This is a genomic window from Nostoc sp. (assembly GCF_036917315.1).
In the GTDB taxonomy this organism is placed as follows: Bacteria; Cyanobacteriota; Cyanobacteriia; order Cyanobacteriales; family Nostocaceae; genus Nostoc.
Window position 1 is genome coordinate 230,077 of record NZ_JBALDR010000064.1, and the last position, 16,776, is coordinate 246,852.

Annotated in this window: 14 protein-coding genes; 5 read left to right on the forward strand and 9 right to left on the reverse strand. The window is 40.3% G+C overall.

Annotated features, from left to right (window positions below; all coding sequences use genetic code 11):
- Positions 1 to 3: 3 nt before the first annotated feature.
- Positions 4 to 240, reverse strand: a complete 237-nt coding sequence (locus V7K84_RS30270) for a type II toxin-antitoxin system Phd/YefM family antitoxin (RefSeq protein ID WP_334843672.1) — start codon at positions 238 to 240, stop codon at positions 4 to 6.
- Here V7K84_RS30270 and V7K84_RS30275 point away from each other — a divergent pair.
- Positions 234 to 386: a hypothetical protein gene (locus V7K84_RS30275; protein ID WP_334843674.1), complete on the forward strand. Its 153-nt coding sequence runs from the start codon at positions 234 to 236 to the stop codon at positions 384 to 386. The two genes, V7K84_RS30270 and V7K84_RS30275, sit on opposite strands and share 7 nt — an antisense overlap.
- On the opposite strand, the gene V7K84_RS30280 is transcribed toward V7K84_RS30275, so the two are convergent.
- Complete coding sequence (locus V7K84_RS30280) at positions 360 to 2,330, reverse strand: putative bifunctional diguanylate cyclase/phosphodiesterase (protein ID WP_334843675.1); 1,971 nt, start codon at positions 2,328 to 2,330, stop codon at positions 360 to 362. The two genes, V7K84_RS30275 and V7K84_RS30280, sit on opposite strands and share 27 nt — an antisense overlap.
- Before the next feature lie 235 nt (positions 2,331 to 2,565).
- Here V7K84_RS30280 and V7K84_RS30285 point away from each other — a divergent pair, with 235 nt between their 5' ends.
- Complete coding sequence (locus V7K84_RS30285; RefSeq protein ID WP_334843677.1) at positions 2,566 to 4,290, forward strand: ABC transporter ATP-binding protein; 1,725 nt, start codon at positions 2,566 to 2,568, stop codon at positions 4,288 to 4,290.
- 92 nt (positions 4,291 to 4,382) lie between these two features.
- On the opposite strand, the gene V7K84_RS30290 is transcribed toward V7K84_RS30285, so the two are convergent.
- The 4 genes from V7K84_RS30290 to V7K84_RS30305 form a co-directional block, all read right to left on the reverse strand.
- Entirely contained in the window at positions 4,383 to 4,913 is a 531-nt protein-coding gene (locus tag V7K84_RS30290) for a pentapeptide repeat-containing protein (protein ID WP_334843679.1), read from the reverse strand.
- A 290-nt stretch (positions 4,914 to 5,203) separates the two neighbouring features.
- Positions 5,204 to 6,682, reverse strand: a complete 1,479-nt coding sequence (locus V7K84_RS30295) for a protein adenylyltransferase SelO (protein WP_334843681.1) — start codon at positions 6,680 to 6,682, stop codon at positions 5,204 to 5,206.
- 472 nt (positions 6,683 to 7,154) lie between these two features.
- Positions 7,155 to 7,610 (reverse strand): hypothetical protein, encoded by a 456-nt coding sequence (locus V7K84_RS30300; protein ID WP_334843683.1) that lies wholly within the window; start codon positions 7,608 to 7,610, stop codon positions 7,155 to 7,157.
- Positions 7,611 to 7,999: 389 nt separating this feature from the next.
- Positions 8,000 to 8,575: a GNAT family N-acetyltransferase gene (locus V7K84_RS30305; protein WP_334843686.1), complete on the reverse strand. Its 576-nt coding sequence runs from the start codon at positions 8,573 to 8,575 to the stop codon at positions 8,000 to 8,002.
- 561 nt (positions 8,576 to 9,136) lie between these two features.
- Between V7K84_RS30305 and bioB the strand changes: the two genes are divergently transcribed.
- Positions 9,137 to 10,144: a biotin synthase BioB gene (bioB, locus tag V7K84_RS30310; RefSeq protein ID WP_099100553.1), complete on the forward strand. Its 1,008-nt coding sequence runs from the start codon at positions 9,137 to 9,139 to the stop codon at positions 10,142 to 10,144.
- Positions 10,145 to 10,214: 70 nt separating this feature from the next.
- Here bioB and V7K84_RS30315 read toward each other — a convergent pair whose 3' ends face one another.
- Positions 10,215 to 11,396: a class I SAM-dependent methyltransferase gene (locus tag V7K84_RS30315; protein ID WP_334843688.1), complete on the reverse strand. Its 1,182-nt coding sequence runs from the start codon at positions 11,394 to 11,396 to the stop codon at positions 10,215 to 10,217.
- A gap of 512 nt (positions 11,397 to 11,908) precedes the next feature.
- Here V7K84_RS30315 and V7K84_RS30320 point away from each other — a divergent pair.
- Together V7K84_RS30320 and V7K84_RS30325 are read left to right on the forward strand one after the other, a co-directional pair.
- Complete coding sequence (locus V7K84_RS30320) at positions 11,909 to 12,580, forward strand: hypothetical protein (protein ID WP_334843691.1); 672 nt, start codon at positions 11,909 to 11,911, stop codon at positions 12,578 to 12,580.
- 126 nt (positions 12,581 to 12,706) lie between these two features.
- On the forward strand, positions 12,707 to 13,483 hold the full coding sequence (locus V7K84_RS30325) for a 2-phosphosulfolactate phosphatase (RefSeq protein ID WP_334843693.1): 777 nt from the start codon (positions 12,707 to 12,709) through the stop codon (positions 13,481 to 13,483).
- 165 nt (positions 13,484 to 13,648) lie between these two features.
- On the opposite strand, the gene galE is transcribed toward V7K84_RS30325, so the two are convergent.
- Both galE and V7K84_RS30335 read right to left on the reverse strand, forming a co-directional pair.
- Entirely contained in the window at positions 13,649 to 14,665 is a 1,017-nt protein-coding gene (galE, locus tag V7K84_RS30330) for a UDP-glucose 4-epimerase GalE (RefSeq protein WP_334843696.1), read from the reverse strand.
- Between the two features lie 10 nt (positions 14,666 to 14,675).
- Positions 14,676 to 16,088, reverse strand: a complete 1,413-nt coding sequence (locus V7K84_RS30335; RefSeq protein WP_334843699.1) for a sugar transferase — start codon at positions 16,086 to 16,088, stop codon at positions 14,676 to 14,678.
- Between the last annotated feature and the right edge of the window lie 688 nt (positions 16,089 to 16,776).

The window sequence follows — 16,776 nt, forward strand, 5'->3', positions numbered from 1 at the left end:
AACTCATTTTGAAAACTCAATATCATCTAAGGGTAATAATCCTTCGTCCACGTCGGCAAAGTCTTCGTCCAGTGGTTTAAGGGTGGAAAGGGTTTCCAGGAGGGATTTTTTCTTGATGGGGGAAATGATGGCGAAGGGGATACCGTTTTGGGTAATAGTGAGGGGTTCGCCTGTTTTTCGGGCTTGGTTGAGTAGGGTTTGGATGGTTTCGGGGAGATCGGAAAGAGTGATTTGTGTCATGGTGGGTTCTGAGGTTAGCGGATGGGGACTTGGCGCACGTCTATTTTACCTGTGACGGTGTTGGTGATGAGGGCATCGATCTCGCCAGTAAATTGGCAATTCCCTTTGCACAAGATCCATCACCACTGAGGATTTGTCATAATTAATGCCATCGCCTGAGAGCTATCTAATGGATGGGAAAACAAATATCCCTGCCCATATTCACAGTTCAATCTTTTCAACATTGCTACTTGCTCTTCTGTCTCCACCCCTTCGGCGGTAACATCCACACCTAATTTGTGTGCCAATGTAATAATTGTCTGAACAATATCTAAATTTCCATCATCAAAAATGCTCCCACTAACAAAGGAGCGGTCTATCTTCAACTGATTAATTGGAAAGTGGTGGAGACGACCTAATGAGGAATAGCCCGTACCAAAGTCGTCAATTGCCAACTTAATTCCTAAATTTCTCAGTTGCTTTAGCCTGATGATAGCTTTATCGTTGTTTTCCATAATTACGCTTTCTGTAATCTCCAGTGTCAAACTCGGTGCGTCTAGTCCAGTGTCTTGTAAAACTTTATTGATGTGCGACAGCAAGTTTTCTTCACTGAACCTAGTACTACAAAGATTGATACTAATGCTCAAGGGAGACTCAGGCAGATCGTCCCCACAGCTAGAGGATAATTGCTCTTGCCACTGCTGTATCTGACCACATGCTTCATATAAGACCCACTGCTCAATAAGGATTATTAGCCCGGTTTCTTGGGCAGTTGACATGAAATACTCTGGCAAAACAATGCCGTGTTTTGGATGTAGCCAGCGCACAAGCGCTTCAAAACCAGTTATTCTACCGCGACTGAGTGACACTATCGGTTGATAATAAACCCGAAACTCTTGAAGCTCAATGGCTCGGCGTAGCTCGTTAACCAACTCCAAGTGTGCCATTGCTTGAATATGCATATCAGTGTTAAAAATCTCATAGCACGCCCTGCCTTGTGCCTTAGCTCGGTACATCGCTATATCGGCGTCACGCAAGTAATCTTCTGGTTGTTTATAAACTGTTGTGCTTAAAGCAATGCCAATACTCGCTGTAGTAGAAACTTCGTGCCCGTCTAGAACCACAGGAAGTGCCAGATTCTTTTGTATTCGCTCAACAACCCCTATCACTTCTAATACATCTTTAATTCCCACCAGCAAGATGATAAACTCGTCTCCTCCCAGCCGTGCAGCTATATCTGTAGAGCGCAAGCATTCTTGAAGCCTTTGAGCAACGATAAGCAGTAATTGATCTCCAAATGTGTGTCCCAGGCTGTCATTGATCGTCTTGAAGCGATCTAGGTCTAGAAACAAGACAGCAAATAGATAATCTGGATGCCGTTTAGAATAATTGACCGCATCTTCTAAGCGGTTCATAAATAAAGCGCGGTTTGGGAGTCCCGTCAGTATATCGTGAAATGCAAGATGTACCAGTTGTGACTTGGCTCGTTTATGTTCTGTAATTTCACTCAGCAACTGCTGATTTGCTTCTGCCAGTTCCACTGTGCGTTTTGTCACTCGTTCTTCAGCTTGTTTTGCTTCGCTGATATTACGCAGCAACCAACGCCAGCCGATCAACTTTTCTTGTGAGTCATACACTGGAGATACCCTGATACTTGCAGGAAAGGGTGTACCCAAGCGTGGCTTTAGCTCAATTATGCAGTCCTGTATCTGCTGTGAATTATTGATTAGGGAGCGAAATATCTGACGGTCTTGTTGAGCAATAAATACAATTAATGGTTTACCTATAAGATATTTTTGTTGCATAGAGAGCATAATTGCTGCTGCATAGTTAGCCTCTAGGATCTTCCCTACGGTATCAGTTACTAAGTAACCATCCGGCGCAAAATCGAATAATTCTTGGTAACGCTGGCGTTCTCTCTCTGCTCCCGCTCTTGTTACCTCTAACTCCTCGGAGGCAGCCAATAGTTCTTCCACTGCCATTTGGAGTTCATCGAAAGCTTCTATTATTAGATCGTGTTGTGAGTTTGGTTGAGTTGCGGTGCGCTGCCATATTCCTCTTACCCGCGATCGCAATTCCTCTATCTGCTGGCTAAAGTTATCTACATCCATGTTGCTCGAGCTGCAAAACTATGAAGCGTGGGTGTAAGCAATACAAGTATCAAGAAATACTAATATACTGTCATCTATAGCAGGGTATACTTTTAATACTTAATATTAATTATCTGTGTGCATATCATTTTGACTTGAACGCTAAAACAGTTTGTAACTAATTAGTGAACTAGTCAGAAACTCCGCAAAACTGCTAGCGTCAAACAAAGTAAAATAGCGTTGTGGATCTTCAAGCTTGAAAACCCGTTCTAATTACTGGCAACTGCTGCCTTATATCCGACTCCAGTGGCAAACCATTACCAAGGGACTTATTGGTATCTTGGGATACGTGCTGGCGACTTTAATATTAATTAATCTTGCGGGTAAATTGGCAATTCCCTTTGCTGAAGGTAATGTAGTCGCGATCGCTCAAATAACTGGCAGTTGTGCTTTAGTATTTCTTGTTAGAGGCTTGTTTCAGTCTATACAAGATATGTACATGGCGAAAGCTGCTTTAAGAGTTGCTTTTCATCTCCGCCAGCAAGTCTACGCACATCTTCAAAAGCTAAATCTCAGCTATTTTGAAACGGCAAAAGCTGGTGATTTATCTTACCGCCTCACCGAAGATGTTGACCGCGTTGGCGAAGTGGTAAATAAAGTATTTCACGACTTTATCCCCTGTATTTTACAGTTGCTAGCAATTCCGATTTACATGATTTATCTGAATTGGCAACTGACATTAGCAACAGTGATAGTTGCACCACTCATGGGTATTTTAGTTGGCTGGTTTGGCGAACGTTTACGCAAGTATTCCTTAAAAAGTCAAAATCGCGTGTCGGGTTTATCAGCCATTCTCGCGGAAGTTTTCAACGGTATTCGTTTAGTACAGGCTTTTGCTGCCGAAAATTACGAAATTGCCCGCTTTGGCCATGAAGCAGAACGCAGTCTCAAAGCAAAATACTCAGCCGAACGCCTGAAAGCGATTCAGATTCCTATTATCGGATTTCTGGAAGCCTTAAGTGCGTTATCGTTACTAATTGTGGGAGCTTGGCAAATTTCCCAAGGTAACTTGACAGTGGCGAATTTTTTCAGTTATCTGGCGGCGGCGGCGCTGTTAATCGATCCCATTGGTCATACTACTAACAACTACAACGAATTTAAGCAGGGTGAAGCATCTGTTGACCGCGTTTTTGAATTGATGGCAATTCAGCCGACGGTAATCGAAAAGATAAATGCGATCGCTCTGCCTCCAGTCAATGGCAAGGTAGAATATCGTCATATTTCCTTCGCCTATAAACCAGGTGAACCTGTATTAAAAGATATCAGTTTATTAGTATCGCCAGGTGAAGCGATCGCTCTTGTGGGTGCTTCTGGTGCTGGTAAAACCACATTTGTGAATCTTTTACCCCGTTTTTACGATCCTGAAGTTGGTCAAATATTCATTGACGATGTTGATATTCGGGATGTGAAACTGCATAGTCTGCGGCGACAAATTGGGATTGTTCCTCAAGAAACCATCATGTTTTCCGGGACGATTGCTCAAAATATCGCTTTTGGACAATATATTTTTGACATCAAAGCAGTTAAAGAGGCGGCAAAAATTGCTAATGCCCATCAATTTATTAGCCAACTACCAGAAGGTTATAAGACTTGGGTAGGCGAACGTGGGGTAAACTTATCAGGAGGACAAAGACAAAGAATTGCGATCGCTCGTGCTGTTTTGCTCAATCCCCAAATCTTGATTCTCGATGAGGCGACATCAGCATTAGATTCTGAGTCAGAAGCACTGGTACAGGAAGCGCTGGAAAGATTGATGGAAAAACGGACAGTATTTATTATTGCTCACCGTTTATCGACAGTTAGAAAGTGCGATCGTATTTTAGTTCTCGAACAAGGACAAATTGTCGAATCGGGAACCCATGAAGAATTATTAGCCCTAGAGCGTCGCTATGCGCGGTTTTATGCTCAACAGTTTAGTTAGATGTAGGGGAAGTTTGAGGTTTTGAGACAACCGAATTAGTTTTTGAGTTCATAAAATCGGTTTTTAAGGTAGAAGAATGAGTATCTATGTATTCAATACCCAATACTGTCGTACCAAATATTTCCATCTTCCATAATGGTATTACTAAAAATAGCCTTACGAATGTTATAAAAGCCTTCGACCGAACGCAAATCGGCATTGCTGAAGTTAGCACCATCGAAAGAGGAGTGGTTCACGAAAGCATCCCTGAGAATAGCATGGCTGAAATTAGCGCCATCAAAAATACATTGGTACATTTCGGCTCTGCTCAGGTTGGCGTTGACAAAGGAAGTATTGATGAAGTTAGCTTGACCACCTCTAGCCTCACTTAAATTAGCATCGTTAAGGATGGCTTCATTCAACTGCGTTCCTTCCATATAAGCTCCCCTGAGATTAGCCCCAGTGAGATTGGTATTGTCCAGGTGAGCAGCTTCCAAAAAGGCTCCTTCCAAGTTGATCCCACTCAGGTCAGCCCCACTCAGATCGACCGCTCTCATGAACAAACTAGTTCTGCTGCAATTTACACTCCAAGCGAAGTTTCTTTCTCCCGCTTCATACCTATCCAACATTTCTTCAATATCCATAAGGGATTTCCAAGAAATAAATTATCCATCTTGTGGAGTGGGCATCTTGCCCGCCCTAATTATGCAAATTAAAGGTGGAACAGCTTACCACTGACCAAGCACAAAAACTCATAATATAGCGGTTCTCAATTGTATGGAATACAGACCTAACCCCAGCCCCTTCCCTGCTAGCGTTGGGGAGTAAGTATCAAAGCCTCTCTCCTAAAAGGAGAGAGGAATGGAAGTGAGGTCAGAGTGTATTGCATACAAATGAGAAGTACTATCTTAAAAAGAAAGTAGCTGGAAATTGACTACCTTCTAGACTGAATTGCCTTGATTAAGTCATAAAAAGGTTGCCAATTATCTTCTTGGGCAATTGATTCCCAAATAGATTCAATTACAGGTCTTAATAATACCGTTTTGGGATTATTAACAGCTAGAGTTTGGGCAATTATATCGGTGCGTAGGCGTAGCCCGTCGTAGACATCGCTATCAAAATCATTCAAGATTTTGTGGTATAGTATGCACCAATCATCAAAAATTGCTGATGCGCCCGGTACTGGTACAATATCTGAACTATTCATTACAAAACCTGGTTCATCTCGCCATTTAGATGAAAAAGTGCGAGCCATCTCATAAAAGAATTGATGATAACCAACTTGGCTTGCTTTCAAGAATTCAATCGTGAGATTTAAGAGTTCTTCAGCTTGTGGATGTTGCAACTCCACAAAACCCAACTTTTTCAACATCAAAGAACTGTATTCAGCTTGATAATATTCATCAAACCTAGCTAAACTAGTCTCCATATTGCCTTTATCAATAATCGCCTTTAAAGGTTGCTGGAGCATTTCTAAATTCAGCTTGCAAATAATTGGTTGATTACTGTAACAGTAGCGTCCAGAATAGTCAAAATATGCAGCTATAAAGTATGGGTCATAAGTAGGGATAAATGCATAAGGCCCATAATCAAAGCTTTCTCCTGTAATCGACATATTGTCAGTATTCAGGACTGCATGACAAAAGCCAGCCGCCATCCACTGCGCTACTAGTTGTGCAACCCGTTTAACTAATTCGGCGTAAAACAAGCCATATTTATCTTGTTCAGCACTTAAGTGTCGATAATACTGCTCAATTACGTGGTCTAATAACTTCTGAGTTAAATCTGGACGCTGGAAATAGTGCAGTCGCTCAAAAGTGCCAAACCGAATATGAGAGCTGCTCATCCTAACCATCACAGATGAACGTGTAGGCGAAGGTTCATCGCCCCGCCAGAGTGGTAAACCTGTTTCAATCATGCTTAGACAGCGCGAGGTACGTACACCCAAGTAGTGCAGTGCTTCCGCAGCCAGAACTTCCCGCACGCCACCTTTGAGCGTCAGCATACCATCGCCACCACGGGAGTAGGGCGTTCTCCCAGAACCTTTCGTACCAAAATCGTACAATTCGCCATCATTGGCGCGTACTTGCCCGTAGAGAAAGCCTCTACCATCCCCCAACTGTCCGTTATATTCACCAAATTGGTAGCCGTGGTAACGCAGCGCTAACAAGGGTTTGCGCCCTTGAAATTGACCAAAAGCTGTGATGAAATCTTCGTCTTTGACTACTTGGGGGTCTAGACCAAAACGGGGTAATAGTTCATCGTTACGCCAACGCAGGAGGTGTTGAGGAAATTCCTCTGCTGCAACCTCATCGTAGTAGTCGCCGCCTAGAGATTCTAAAGCGCTTTCGTAGTTGAGGGAGAGAAAAGGATTGCTAGAATTTTTGTAGTTCGGAGTTTCAGCCAGAGTCATTACAAGCAAAGCTTAATTCATTCTTCCTTTAATACTACCTCTGGCTTCAGCATCATCAGCATAGACGCAAAAAGCAACCCATCTCTAAAATATGGCAGCGCCACCCTCAAAATCTGGAACGCTTCAGAAAGCAGGAGTAACCCACGTTTAAAAGCGTGGAATTAGAAACAAGTACGAAGCCCTTCGGACATCCTACGACAAGCGTCTTCCCTTCTCCCAAAAGGAGAGGCTAGCGCTAAAGAAGAAGACTGCACTGACTCTTTTGTATCTTATGACACTTTCAGATCGAGACAATTCTTATTTTAAAGCGAATGATTCAAAATTCAAGTTTTCATTTATAATCCCTTGCTCCTACCTTTTTTTAGAAGAAATAAAGTTTTGCAATTAAAAAAAATAAGACTGGCTCAACCGAAGTTTGGATAAAATCCGCCAGTCTTCCGAAACTTAATCTTAATTAAATAAAGCTGATTTTTTATTTTTTAATTGGTTCTGATGGTGGTGCAGCTATTCCTACTGGCTTTGATGTTGTTTGTGATACCTGTGAAGCTAGAATTTTTTTCACTTGCAGGTTATAAGCTTGCAAAATTGATTGAACCTGCTTCTGTTGATCTTGATTCAGATCCAAAGATTTTAACACTATTCTGATTCTCTGACGGGATTGCAGTGCCGCCTTAAATTTAGTATCTTGGGACGGGTTTAATAGAGCCTCAATATCTTTATCTCTTTGCTGGCGAGCAACTTGGATTTGTAGGCGCTGTTGCTGTGTGAGTTTGATTGGCTGGTGTGATGCAGCACTAGTCTGAGTTTTTAAGGCTGGTGTAGTGGCAGAATTTGGGCCTGGTGCTGCCAAGACAACTCCGTTTAAGATGGTAGCAAAAGCGAAGATAGTCGAAAAGACAGATAAGCACTTTCTAGAATTAATGAGCATTTTAAAAAACTCCTCAACTATTTAAGAAAATTGGACACATCGGCTAAAGCTAACCTTAATAACTAAGCCTAGTAGTCAACAAATATTACTATTGCATTTGCTTGTGGAGTTGTTGTGTAATTCTTATGAATTTAATATGAATTTGTCGATATTCTCAATTGATATATTAAATTCCTTTTAATATAAATATTATAGTATTGCAAATAGCTATAATGTGGGTATAAACCACCAATTCAAAATAAGTTTTAAGTGACATTTAAACCCTGGTTAATCATTAATTAAGATTGACTAAATAAGTTTTTTAAATAGCAATTATAAATGAATTAATTGCCTCAACAAGTATAGTTGATAAAATAAAACAAAAACCTTGATAAAATTCTCGGGATGTTTTAAAAATTAGGTATTTTCCAATCAGGATTTGTCAGACTTGTCAAAATATGATCTTCCCATTGCCCATTAATTAACAAATAGTCTCTAGCGTATCCTTCAACGACAAAACCGAGTCTTTTTAGTACATTACCGCTGCGCCGATTGTGAGGCATATAATTAGCCATGACTCGGTGAAAATTTAACTCTTGAAATAGATATTGAGTTGCGGATTTTAGTCCTTCTGTCATATATCCTTTACCTTGTTTATTTTCGGCAAGGCTATATCCCACATAGCAAAAATGGGCGGCTCCTCGAACAAAATTACTAAAATTTACCGTTCCAATAACTACAGTGGGATTTTTTTTGGAAAAAATAAATAGTTTTAACGATTGACCATTGATAAATTCCAGAAAACTATTCTCTATCTGATACTGCCAATATTCTTCAGTGAAAAAACCATCAGCCCAAAGAGGGTAAAATGGAGTGAGATAACTTTTGTTATCAATGAAGTATTTGAGAATTTTGGGTATATCTTCATGGATCGCTGCTCGTAATAATAGGCGATCGCTTGCAATTATTGGCAGTTCTGATATCATAAATTACTTAATCGGCGGGATCTCTTCTCAGAATATTCTCTAAATTTTATAAATTCTCTCATAGTCTGCGGTTTAGCAGCAGTTAGATTAGCTGTCTTATAACGTTTCTCTACCCTTGTGAGGTACAGCAACCCCACCCCCAACCCCCTCCCCGCAAGCGATGAGGGGGCTATGATGTACCTAATGTGATTAGGAAACGCTATATTATCAGCACTTACGCAAGTTTCATAGTTTTTTCATAAAGTTTGTCAAGAGTCAGGGGTCAATTAACTGATTTTATATAGACTTTGAACTCTTGACCAGCATCACAAAAGATATATGTATGCCCAATGCCTTTACACAAAGATAGAGTGAGTATTTTTGCTCTTAATCTGCCATTCAACCAAAATCTTGATAAGCTGATGTCTAATATCTAGAGCGGAAGGATTGAGAGCCAATGGGTGATAAAGCACAGTCCAGGGTACAACTTCGATAAAATAGCTTTGCCCAAAGGCTGTACCGCAGCAGATTTAAGCAAAAGACAGCTCAAGATTTAACCCAGTCTACAAGAAGGATAGTGATGTGGTGGGAATACGCTACGATTGGCAGGAATTAGAGATTCGGGCGATTTACAATACGCCATTGCTAGAGCTTATTTATCAAGCTGCTAGCGTGCATCGCCAATATCATGACCCAACAAAAATACAAGTTTGCAAGCTTATATCTATCAAAACCGGAGGTTGTCCAGAAGATTGCAGCTACTGCGCCCAATCTTCCCGTTATAAAACAGAGGTAAAGGCGCAAGCACTCCTAGAAAAAGAAACGGTAGTTAACATCGCCCAGAAAGCTAAAGAAACTGGTGTTAGTCGCATTTGTATGGGTGCTGCTTGGCGCGAAGTCCGGGATAACTCACAATTTGAAGAAGTCCTGGAAATGGTCAAGGATGTGACTGCAATGGGTTTAGAAGTGTGCTGCACTCTGGGTATGTTGACGGCAAATCAAGCCAGGAAATTGGAAGAAGCGGGACTTTATGCCTACAACCATAACTTAGATACCTCGCAGGAATATTACAGCACAATTATTACCACGAGAACATATAGCGATCGCTTGAACACAATTGAGAATGTCCGCCAGACAAATGTTACTGTCTGTTCCGGCGGTATCCTGGGCTTAGGCGAAACAGTCGATGACCGGGTTGGGATGTTACAAACTTTGGCAAACTTACATCCCCATCCAGAGTCCGTGCCAATTAATATTCTTTCACAAGTACCGGGAACACCCTTAGAAAATCAGCCTGATGTCCCCATTTGGGATATTGTGCGGATGATTGCCACAGCCAGAATTTTAATGCCAGCTTCCGATGTGCGTCTTAGTGCCGGTAGGGCGAGACTTTCTCAAGTTGAGCAAGCTTTCTGCTTTATGGCAGGAGCCAATTCTATCTTTTCCAGCGACGATAACAAGATGTTGACGGTGACAACTCCCTGTCCAGATTACGATACTGACCGAGAAATGCTGAATTTACTTGGTTTGGGAATGCGTCCGCCTTCCCAAAGACAGGAGAAAGTAGCAAGTTCGGCTGTTGTAGGGTAAATATCTAATTGTGGGATAGCCGAAAGGCCCATCCCACAATAAATAATTAGATATTTTTTACTTGAATTTCCTAAGCAGGTGTCAATAAAATCAACTGCTGTTGCAAAAGGCTTCTTACCCCATCCAATCCCAGTTCTACATTTGTCAATATCTCTGCAATTGTGGAATTTTGATCGCATCTTTGCATAAACTCAAACTCTGCTACAGATAAATTAACTATCTGGTAATCGTAATTAAAGAAACATTGACTGGGAAATCCCTCAAGACAAGGATTCAGTTCGGGAATCGCTGCTAGTAGAGCGTTATTATCTGACCAGTCGGCTTTGATTAAGGGAGGACGACCGAGGAAAAACTCGTAATGAGTTACTTCTGGGTCTAATAATTCTATCAGGCGATAAAGCTGGCGATCGCTCAATTCTTTTGCCCGTTCTACTAACTCTGGTGCTTTACCCAAAAGTCTTTCCAAATCCCAGAAACTCGGATTCGAGAAACCAATAAATTCCAATCCCGAAGCATCTATTAATTCAAACAGCGTTTCAATGTTGTAGTCAATTTCTTGAGGATGAACGTACATATCAGCAAAGTATTCATCCTTATTGTTTTCTAGCGACCAACGTTGTTTATCGTATTTGACAATTCGGTTATTTTCTGGTAAGGAAGCGAATATTTGTCGCCCAACTTTGACACCATCGCGGTAGTCGCCTTTTTTGTCACCTTGAATAAGTGCGATCGCTTTTTGCATGAGTTGAATTTCCCAACGTCCCAACTCCCCGTACACAAAAATGTGCATTAAGCCACCTGGGGCTAACTTCTTCGCCAAAGCTTGAATCCCGCCAATGGGATCGGGGGTATGATGCAAAACGCCAACACAGTTAATTAAATCAAACTCACCCGGTAACTGTTCTACATCAAACAAACTGAGGTGATGAAATTCAACGCGGTTAGCCCCTGAACGCTGACAACGTTCTTTGGCTACAGCTAAAGCGCCAGTACTGAGGTCAATTCCCACAACAGAAGCTTGGGGATTGAGGTGAACTAGGTACTCTGTACCCACACCAGTACCGCAACCTGCATCTAAAATCCGAATATCTTGCTTTTGGGGTTTTTGACCTGTGCAGAAGTTATGAGCAGCTAGCCAATTCCAGCGCCAGTTATAGCCTGGAGGTGGTTCATCCAACAGGGCTTCCGGCGGAAAGGGGTAAGTATTGTAGAGTTTGGCAACAGCAGCACTAACAGTTTGGGAATCGGACATGATGAGGAATAACGCAGCATTTCTGAGTTTAGCGGATAGTGGCTGGTTAGAGCAAAGATTACTATTGCTTATTTTCTACTACTTATCCAACAGCAAAGTCAGTAAATTGGCGTTTATAAGGAGCATAAAATTTGTTTTTGTGCTGCTAATAGTCTGTATGTTCCTATCTACAAAGTAATATCTTTGCTCAAGCTTAACCAACACACTGAAAATTTTTACAACTAGATTTATGAGATTTTTGTTCTTAAATTTTTATCTAATTTACAATTACCAGCCTTAGATTAGAGCTTTATCTTTAAGTTTTTTCCAGATTATATTTGATAGTAGGGGTTTTAGCCATGAAAGTAACAAGCAAGCTAAAATAAATGAGATACGCAGTTATATACATAACAACAAGCATTTGTTGTACTAAGATGAAAAGACCTTTTAGAAAACTGTTAAAATTGTAAAAATGTTCTATTAATTGGTCTTTGAACATTTTTAATTATTTGAAATTTGAGTGATAATCGCTAATGTTTCAATATTATGCAGAACTCTCCGAAGATGATTTAAATATTTTAAGAAAACTAAAACATTCTATTGAATCCAGTTTTCAAAATACATCTGAATATTGTCATAGCCTAAATGAATATTATGATGAATTAAGTGAAATCTTCCAATTGATAACTGACCCACTTCCTCCCGATTGTGAGTTGCAAGAATCGCTATTACCTAAATACTACCTTGACTTCAAAAAAGAATATCAAAGTTCAGGCCCATACACTTTTTTGAATGATTGCCACTCTGCAAAATTGATCGCTTTTGTACAAGTCATATCTGTGAAAAATAGAGGTGCAAAGATCGCTGCAAAACCTCTAGCCATCTTGAAAGGACAAAAGGATGAATTTGAATCAGATTGCTTTGGAAATATCAAATTTAATGTGTATACAGCTTGGTCATATGCATGTTTTGAAAAAGGAGAGAACGCATTAATTTTACTAGAAAAAGTATCATATAAGACTGTAATTATATGGTCTTCAAGCAAAAAATTTGAAGTTATCAATAGAGATGGCATTGAAATAGTAATAGCAAAAAGAGCAACAAAGTCATATTGGCATGATATTAATGTAGATAAAATTAATGAAAACAACCTTGTAATAATCCCTTGGAAACAATTAGAGACATGGATAAGAAATAATCTATGATTATTATTTCAATATGAGTTTCACAGGTTCAAATTGTATGGATATCTTATACTAAGATAAGCACGCTTTTTGCTGAGTATAAACCTTTAATTATTTACACTGCCTTACTTAATCTATGGTTTAATTTTGATCGTATTGTCTTTTGCGATCGCACCAATGATTTACAACCAATCAGAATTTAATTTACGCTGTGAATGGGGATCGCAAGGAGTTGCTGAACTCGCTCCCATCAGTGATGTAGTTGTGATAGTTGACGTTCTCTCTTTTTCTACTTGTGTAGAAATTGCCACCAACAACAGCGCGATAATTTTTCCCTACGCATATAGAGATGAATCTGTCATAGATTATGCCAAGTCAGTGCAAGCAGAATTGGCAAGTCATAGACAACGTTGGACTACAACTGGATATTCTCTCTCGCCAAAATCGGTGACTCAGATTCCTGCTGGAACCAGACTAGTTTTACCATCACCTAATGGTTCCTTTTTAACTTTACATACAGGAAATACACCAACTTTGGCTGGTTGCTTGCGAAATTGCCAAGCTGTGGCGCAGTTTGCTCAAAAGTATGGTGATAAAATCGCTGTGATTCCTGCTGGTGAGAGGTGGAAAGATGATGGTAGCCTCCGCCCTGCATTTGAAGATTTAATTGGTGCTGGGGCAATTCTCAGTTATTTAGATGGCAGTTTATCACCAGAAGCCGAAGTTGCTGTGACAACATTTCAAGCTTTCCAGCAGGATTTATTAGAGTACTTGAAAAAATGCAGTTCGGGTAAAGAGTTGATTGAAAAAGGTTTTGAGTTAGATGTTGAACTATCCGCCGCCTTTAACATCAGTAATTGCGTGCCTTTATTTAAAGATAATGCTTATGTCAACGTAAGTTCGATGAACCTCTCTCTGCCTTGAACTTTAATTCAAGTCTGTGCTTATCCAATTCCAAGAAGGACGGTTTTGTGTAGTAAAACCTCTAAGAAATTTTTTGATTGAGTCAATTATAGGGACACTATATGAGCCGTCGAATTCACGTTATCTAAATTCCAAAAACAAGGTTAATTAGGTGCCAAGTTTTAATTATGCATATGCCATATTGATATGCTTTTGACTTGCCAAATTACTCTTCTGTTTTTCCCAAGCAATGGTTGTGTTGATAATCTCGTCTAAATCATTGTGTTTTGGTTGCCAACCCAAAACCCTATGGATTTTATCAGCACAAGCTGCAACACACGCAGGATCGCCTGGACGACGTGGTGCGGCAATAACGGGAAAATCTACACCAGAAATAGCCTTGACTCTTTCAATAACTTGTCGCACGCTGTATCCTTGCCCATAACCGCAGTTGAAAATTTGGCTTTCCCCTCCTTTTTCTAAGTAATCCAAAGCATCTAAGTGAGCAGTCGCCAAATCTTCAACATGGATATAGTCTCGAATTGCGGTTCCGTCGGGCGTAGGAAAATCAGTACCAAAAATTCGGACTTCTGGCTTGCGCTTGAGTGCTGCATCACAAGCAGCTCGAATCAAATGAGTGGCATTCGGTGACATTTGCCCCAATAGTCCACTTGGTTCGGAACCTGCTACATTAAAGTAACGTAAAATTACGTAGTTTAGTGAAGATACTGCTGCATAGTCCTGGATCAGCCACTCACTCATCAACTTTGAACGACCGTAAGGATTAATGGGCTGTGTAGGATTCGACTCAGTAACAGGATTGTCTTTTACTTCCCCATAGACTGCGGCTGTGCTGGAAAAAATGAACTTGTTAACACCCATAACGCTACAGCAGCGCAGTAAATTTAAGGTGTTGCGGGTGTTGTTGGCGTAGTAGTCAAGGGGATGAGCTACTGATTCTGGAACAATCAGACTAGCGGCAAAGTGTAAGACTGCGCTGAATTTATGCTGGGCAAAAACTTGATAAAGATGTCCACTGTCTACTAAATCGCCAATAATTAGTTTCCCGTGTAGTACTGATGCTGGTGAACTTGTAGAGCAGTTGTCGTAGACAACGACATCATAACCAGCTTCTCCTAGTTGACGAACTACATGGGAGCCAATGTAACCAGCACCGCCAGTTACCAATATTTTCTTTTTCATTTCTTTTTCCTTATCTACCTTTACCTAACAAAACAACTCGAATCGTTTTGAAGGCGATCGCTAAATCCAACCAAATGGAATAATTTTTGATGTAGTACAGATCGTATGACAGCTTTTCGTAAGCATCTTCTATAGATGCTCCATAGGGATACATAACCTGTGCCCAGCCTGTAATTCCAGGTTTGACCAAATAGCGAACTTCATAGTAGGGAATCGCTTCTTTGAGTTTGACATCAAATTCTGGTCGTTCTGGACGAGGCCCAATCAGACTCATTTCACCCCGTAAGACGTTCCATATTTGAGGTAATTCATCAATACGCAACAAACGTAGCCAGTATCCGACTCTGGTGATTCGTGGATCGCGTTGACTAGCCCACTGCGCCCCCAACTTTTCTGCATCCTGATACATGGAGCGAAACTTATAAACTCTAAATGGTTTACCGTGTAACCCACTTCGCTGCTGACTGTACAATACTGGGCCAGGGCTATCTAGCCTAACTAGTAATGCAACCAACAACAGAAGTGGTGCAACTAATACTAGTAAAAAGAGGATCAAGATGAGATCGATACCTCGCTTCAGTTTCATGCTGAAGTAACCAGGCATTAGGTTAAAACCATCACTAAAAGCCAACCATTTATCTTGTAACAACGAAGAAGGTAGTTTATACCAAAATGTTTCGTAAACATCTGGCAATGTATAAACCGGAATGCCTCGCAATCGCATCTGCATTAACTGTTGTGCTTGTGACTTGGAAAAGTTTATCTGCGCTGTAACTATTACCCCAGACCAGGATTCTTGACTCCATTGCAACAAATCGCTCAGGCTTCCCTGATAACTCAGATTTCTTTTTGGTAAATCTATAGTTTTTTGGTTTTCCTCTGCTAGAACAGTCAATTTCCCTAAAGGATTCAGTCCTAGCAATTTTTGTGCAAATTTGATGGCATTATCCCCGCCTCCTAGTATTAGCCAACGACTTTTCAGAGCGTGCGATCGCACCCATCTCACTGCTACCACGCGCAAGATTATTGCCCAGATAGTAAAGATTCCCAAGCTAGGTAAAAAGACACTCCGCCACGTTACCGGATTCTGTTGGGCAATACCTGACAAGTAAATTAGGGCAGAAATAAAGAATGCGATCGCAATGCTACAAATAATAATTCGAGCAGGCGCTCTTAAACCTGAAATTTGCCGATCTGGATGGTAAGCATCTGCTAAATAAAATGCTGCAAGTATCATGCAGACAAATGTATAAGGTAACGGATTTAGCCAATGTAAGGGTTGATCTAAACGCAACCATTGTGCGATCGCTAAACAAATTAGCAATCCAAAAATATCCCCTAACAAAAGCAATATCGGTAGGCTGCGGACTATATTTGGCAGCCTAGTATTGGTAGATAAACTAACATAACTTGTGGAAGTCATTGGTTTTTATTATTCTTCAGTATCCCGATCTCAATTTCTTTGTTAAAACCAGCAACAGATTCAAAGAAGGGAACATTAAAGACTAGCCGTATTGTGCCAAAGCATACAAAAATAAGAAATTTACTATGCTCTGTTTTTCAAAGAAATTGGAGATTGGGTATTACAAACTAGGAGGGGAACTATCTGTGCGTCGGTATAGCATATCTGTAGGATATACATCCTAACTTGCATTGGCTGTACGAACTACACTACGAGTTCAAGGTTGTTCTTTTGACATTTGCATTATGCCATGAGTGTAGTCAATCTGAACTTTATATTTAATTTATTTATTAACGTATATTTACTGCTAAAGTAAGTGTTTACAGAGTAACAAAATGAGGAAAAATCTTATACAAGCTGTTGAAATGCTGTTAGTAAATTAATATAAAGAAAGGAAGTGGGTGAGAAAAAACATCATCATGTTAACAAAGATAAATGAGGCTCAAAGCTTCTTCCCTTCTATATCTTGCCTTCTATCTCCTATCCGATCTCAACTACAAATATTTACCTCTTTCTACTTAATGAGTTGAAATAAATGCTTTTCAATGTAATCTAAAATTCTAGAAAAAAAATTAAAAACACCTTGACATTCAGATAATATTTCTGGGATAAATCTAAGGAAATCTAATAAAAAGCAAACACTTTAGAT

Bases quoted from the DNA above. Each gene is read 5' to 3' on its own strand.
- V7K84_RS30315 (WP_334843688.1), bottom strand. From the start codon at position 11,396: ATGTCCGATTCCCAAACTGTTAGTGCTGCTGTTGCCAAACTCTACAAT.
- V7K84_RS30290 (WP_334843679.1), bottom strand. From the start codon at position 4,913: ATGGATATTGAAGAAATGTTGGATAGGTATGAAGCGGGAGAAAGAAAC.
- V7K84_RS30280 (WP_334843675.1), bottom strand. From the start codon at position 2,330: ATGGATGTAGATAACTTTAGCCAGCAGATAGAGGAATTGCGATCGCGG.
- V7K84_RS30305 (WP_334843686.1), bottom strand. From the start codon at position 8,575: ATGATATCAGAACTGCCAATAATTGCAAGCGATCGCCTATTATTACGA.
- galE (WP_334843696.1), bottom strand. From the start codon at position 14,665: ATGAAAAAGAAAATATTGGTAACTGGCGGTGCTGGTTACATTGGCTCC.
- V7K84_RS30320 (WP_334843691.1), top strand. From the start codon at position 11,909: ATGTTTCAATATTATGCAGAACTCTCCGAAGATGATTTAAATATTTTA.
- V7K84_RS30270 (WP_334843672.1), bottom strand. From the start codon at position 240: ATGACACAAATCACTCTTTCCGATCTCCCCGAAACCATCCAAACCCTA.
- V7K84_RS30295 (WP_334843681.1), bottom strand. From the start codon at position 6,682: ATGACTCTGGCTGAAACTCCGAACTACAAAAATTCTAGCAATCCTTTT.
- V7K84_RS30335 (WP_334843699.1), bottom strand. From the start codon at position 16,088: ATGACTTCCACAAGTTATGTTAGTTTATCTACCAATACTAGGCTGCCA.
- V7K84_RS30300 (WP_334843683.1), bottom strand. From the start codon at position 7,610: ATGCTCATTAATTCTAGAAAGTGCTTATCTGTCTTTTCGACTATCTTC.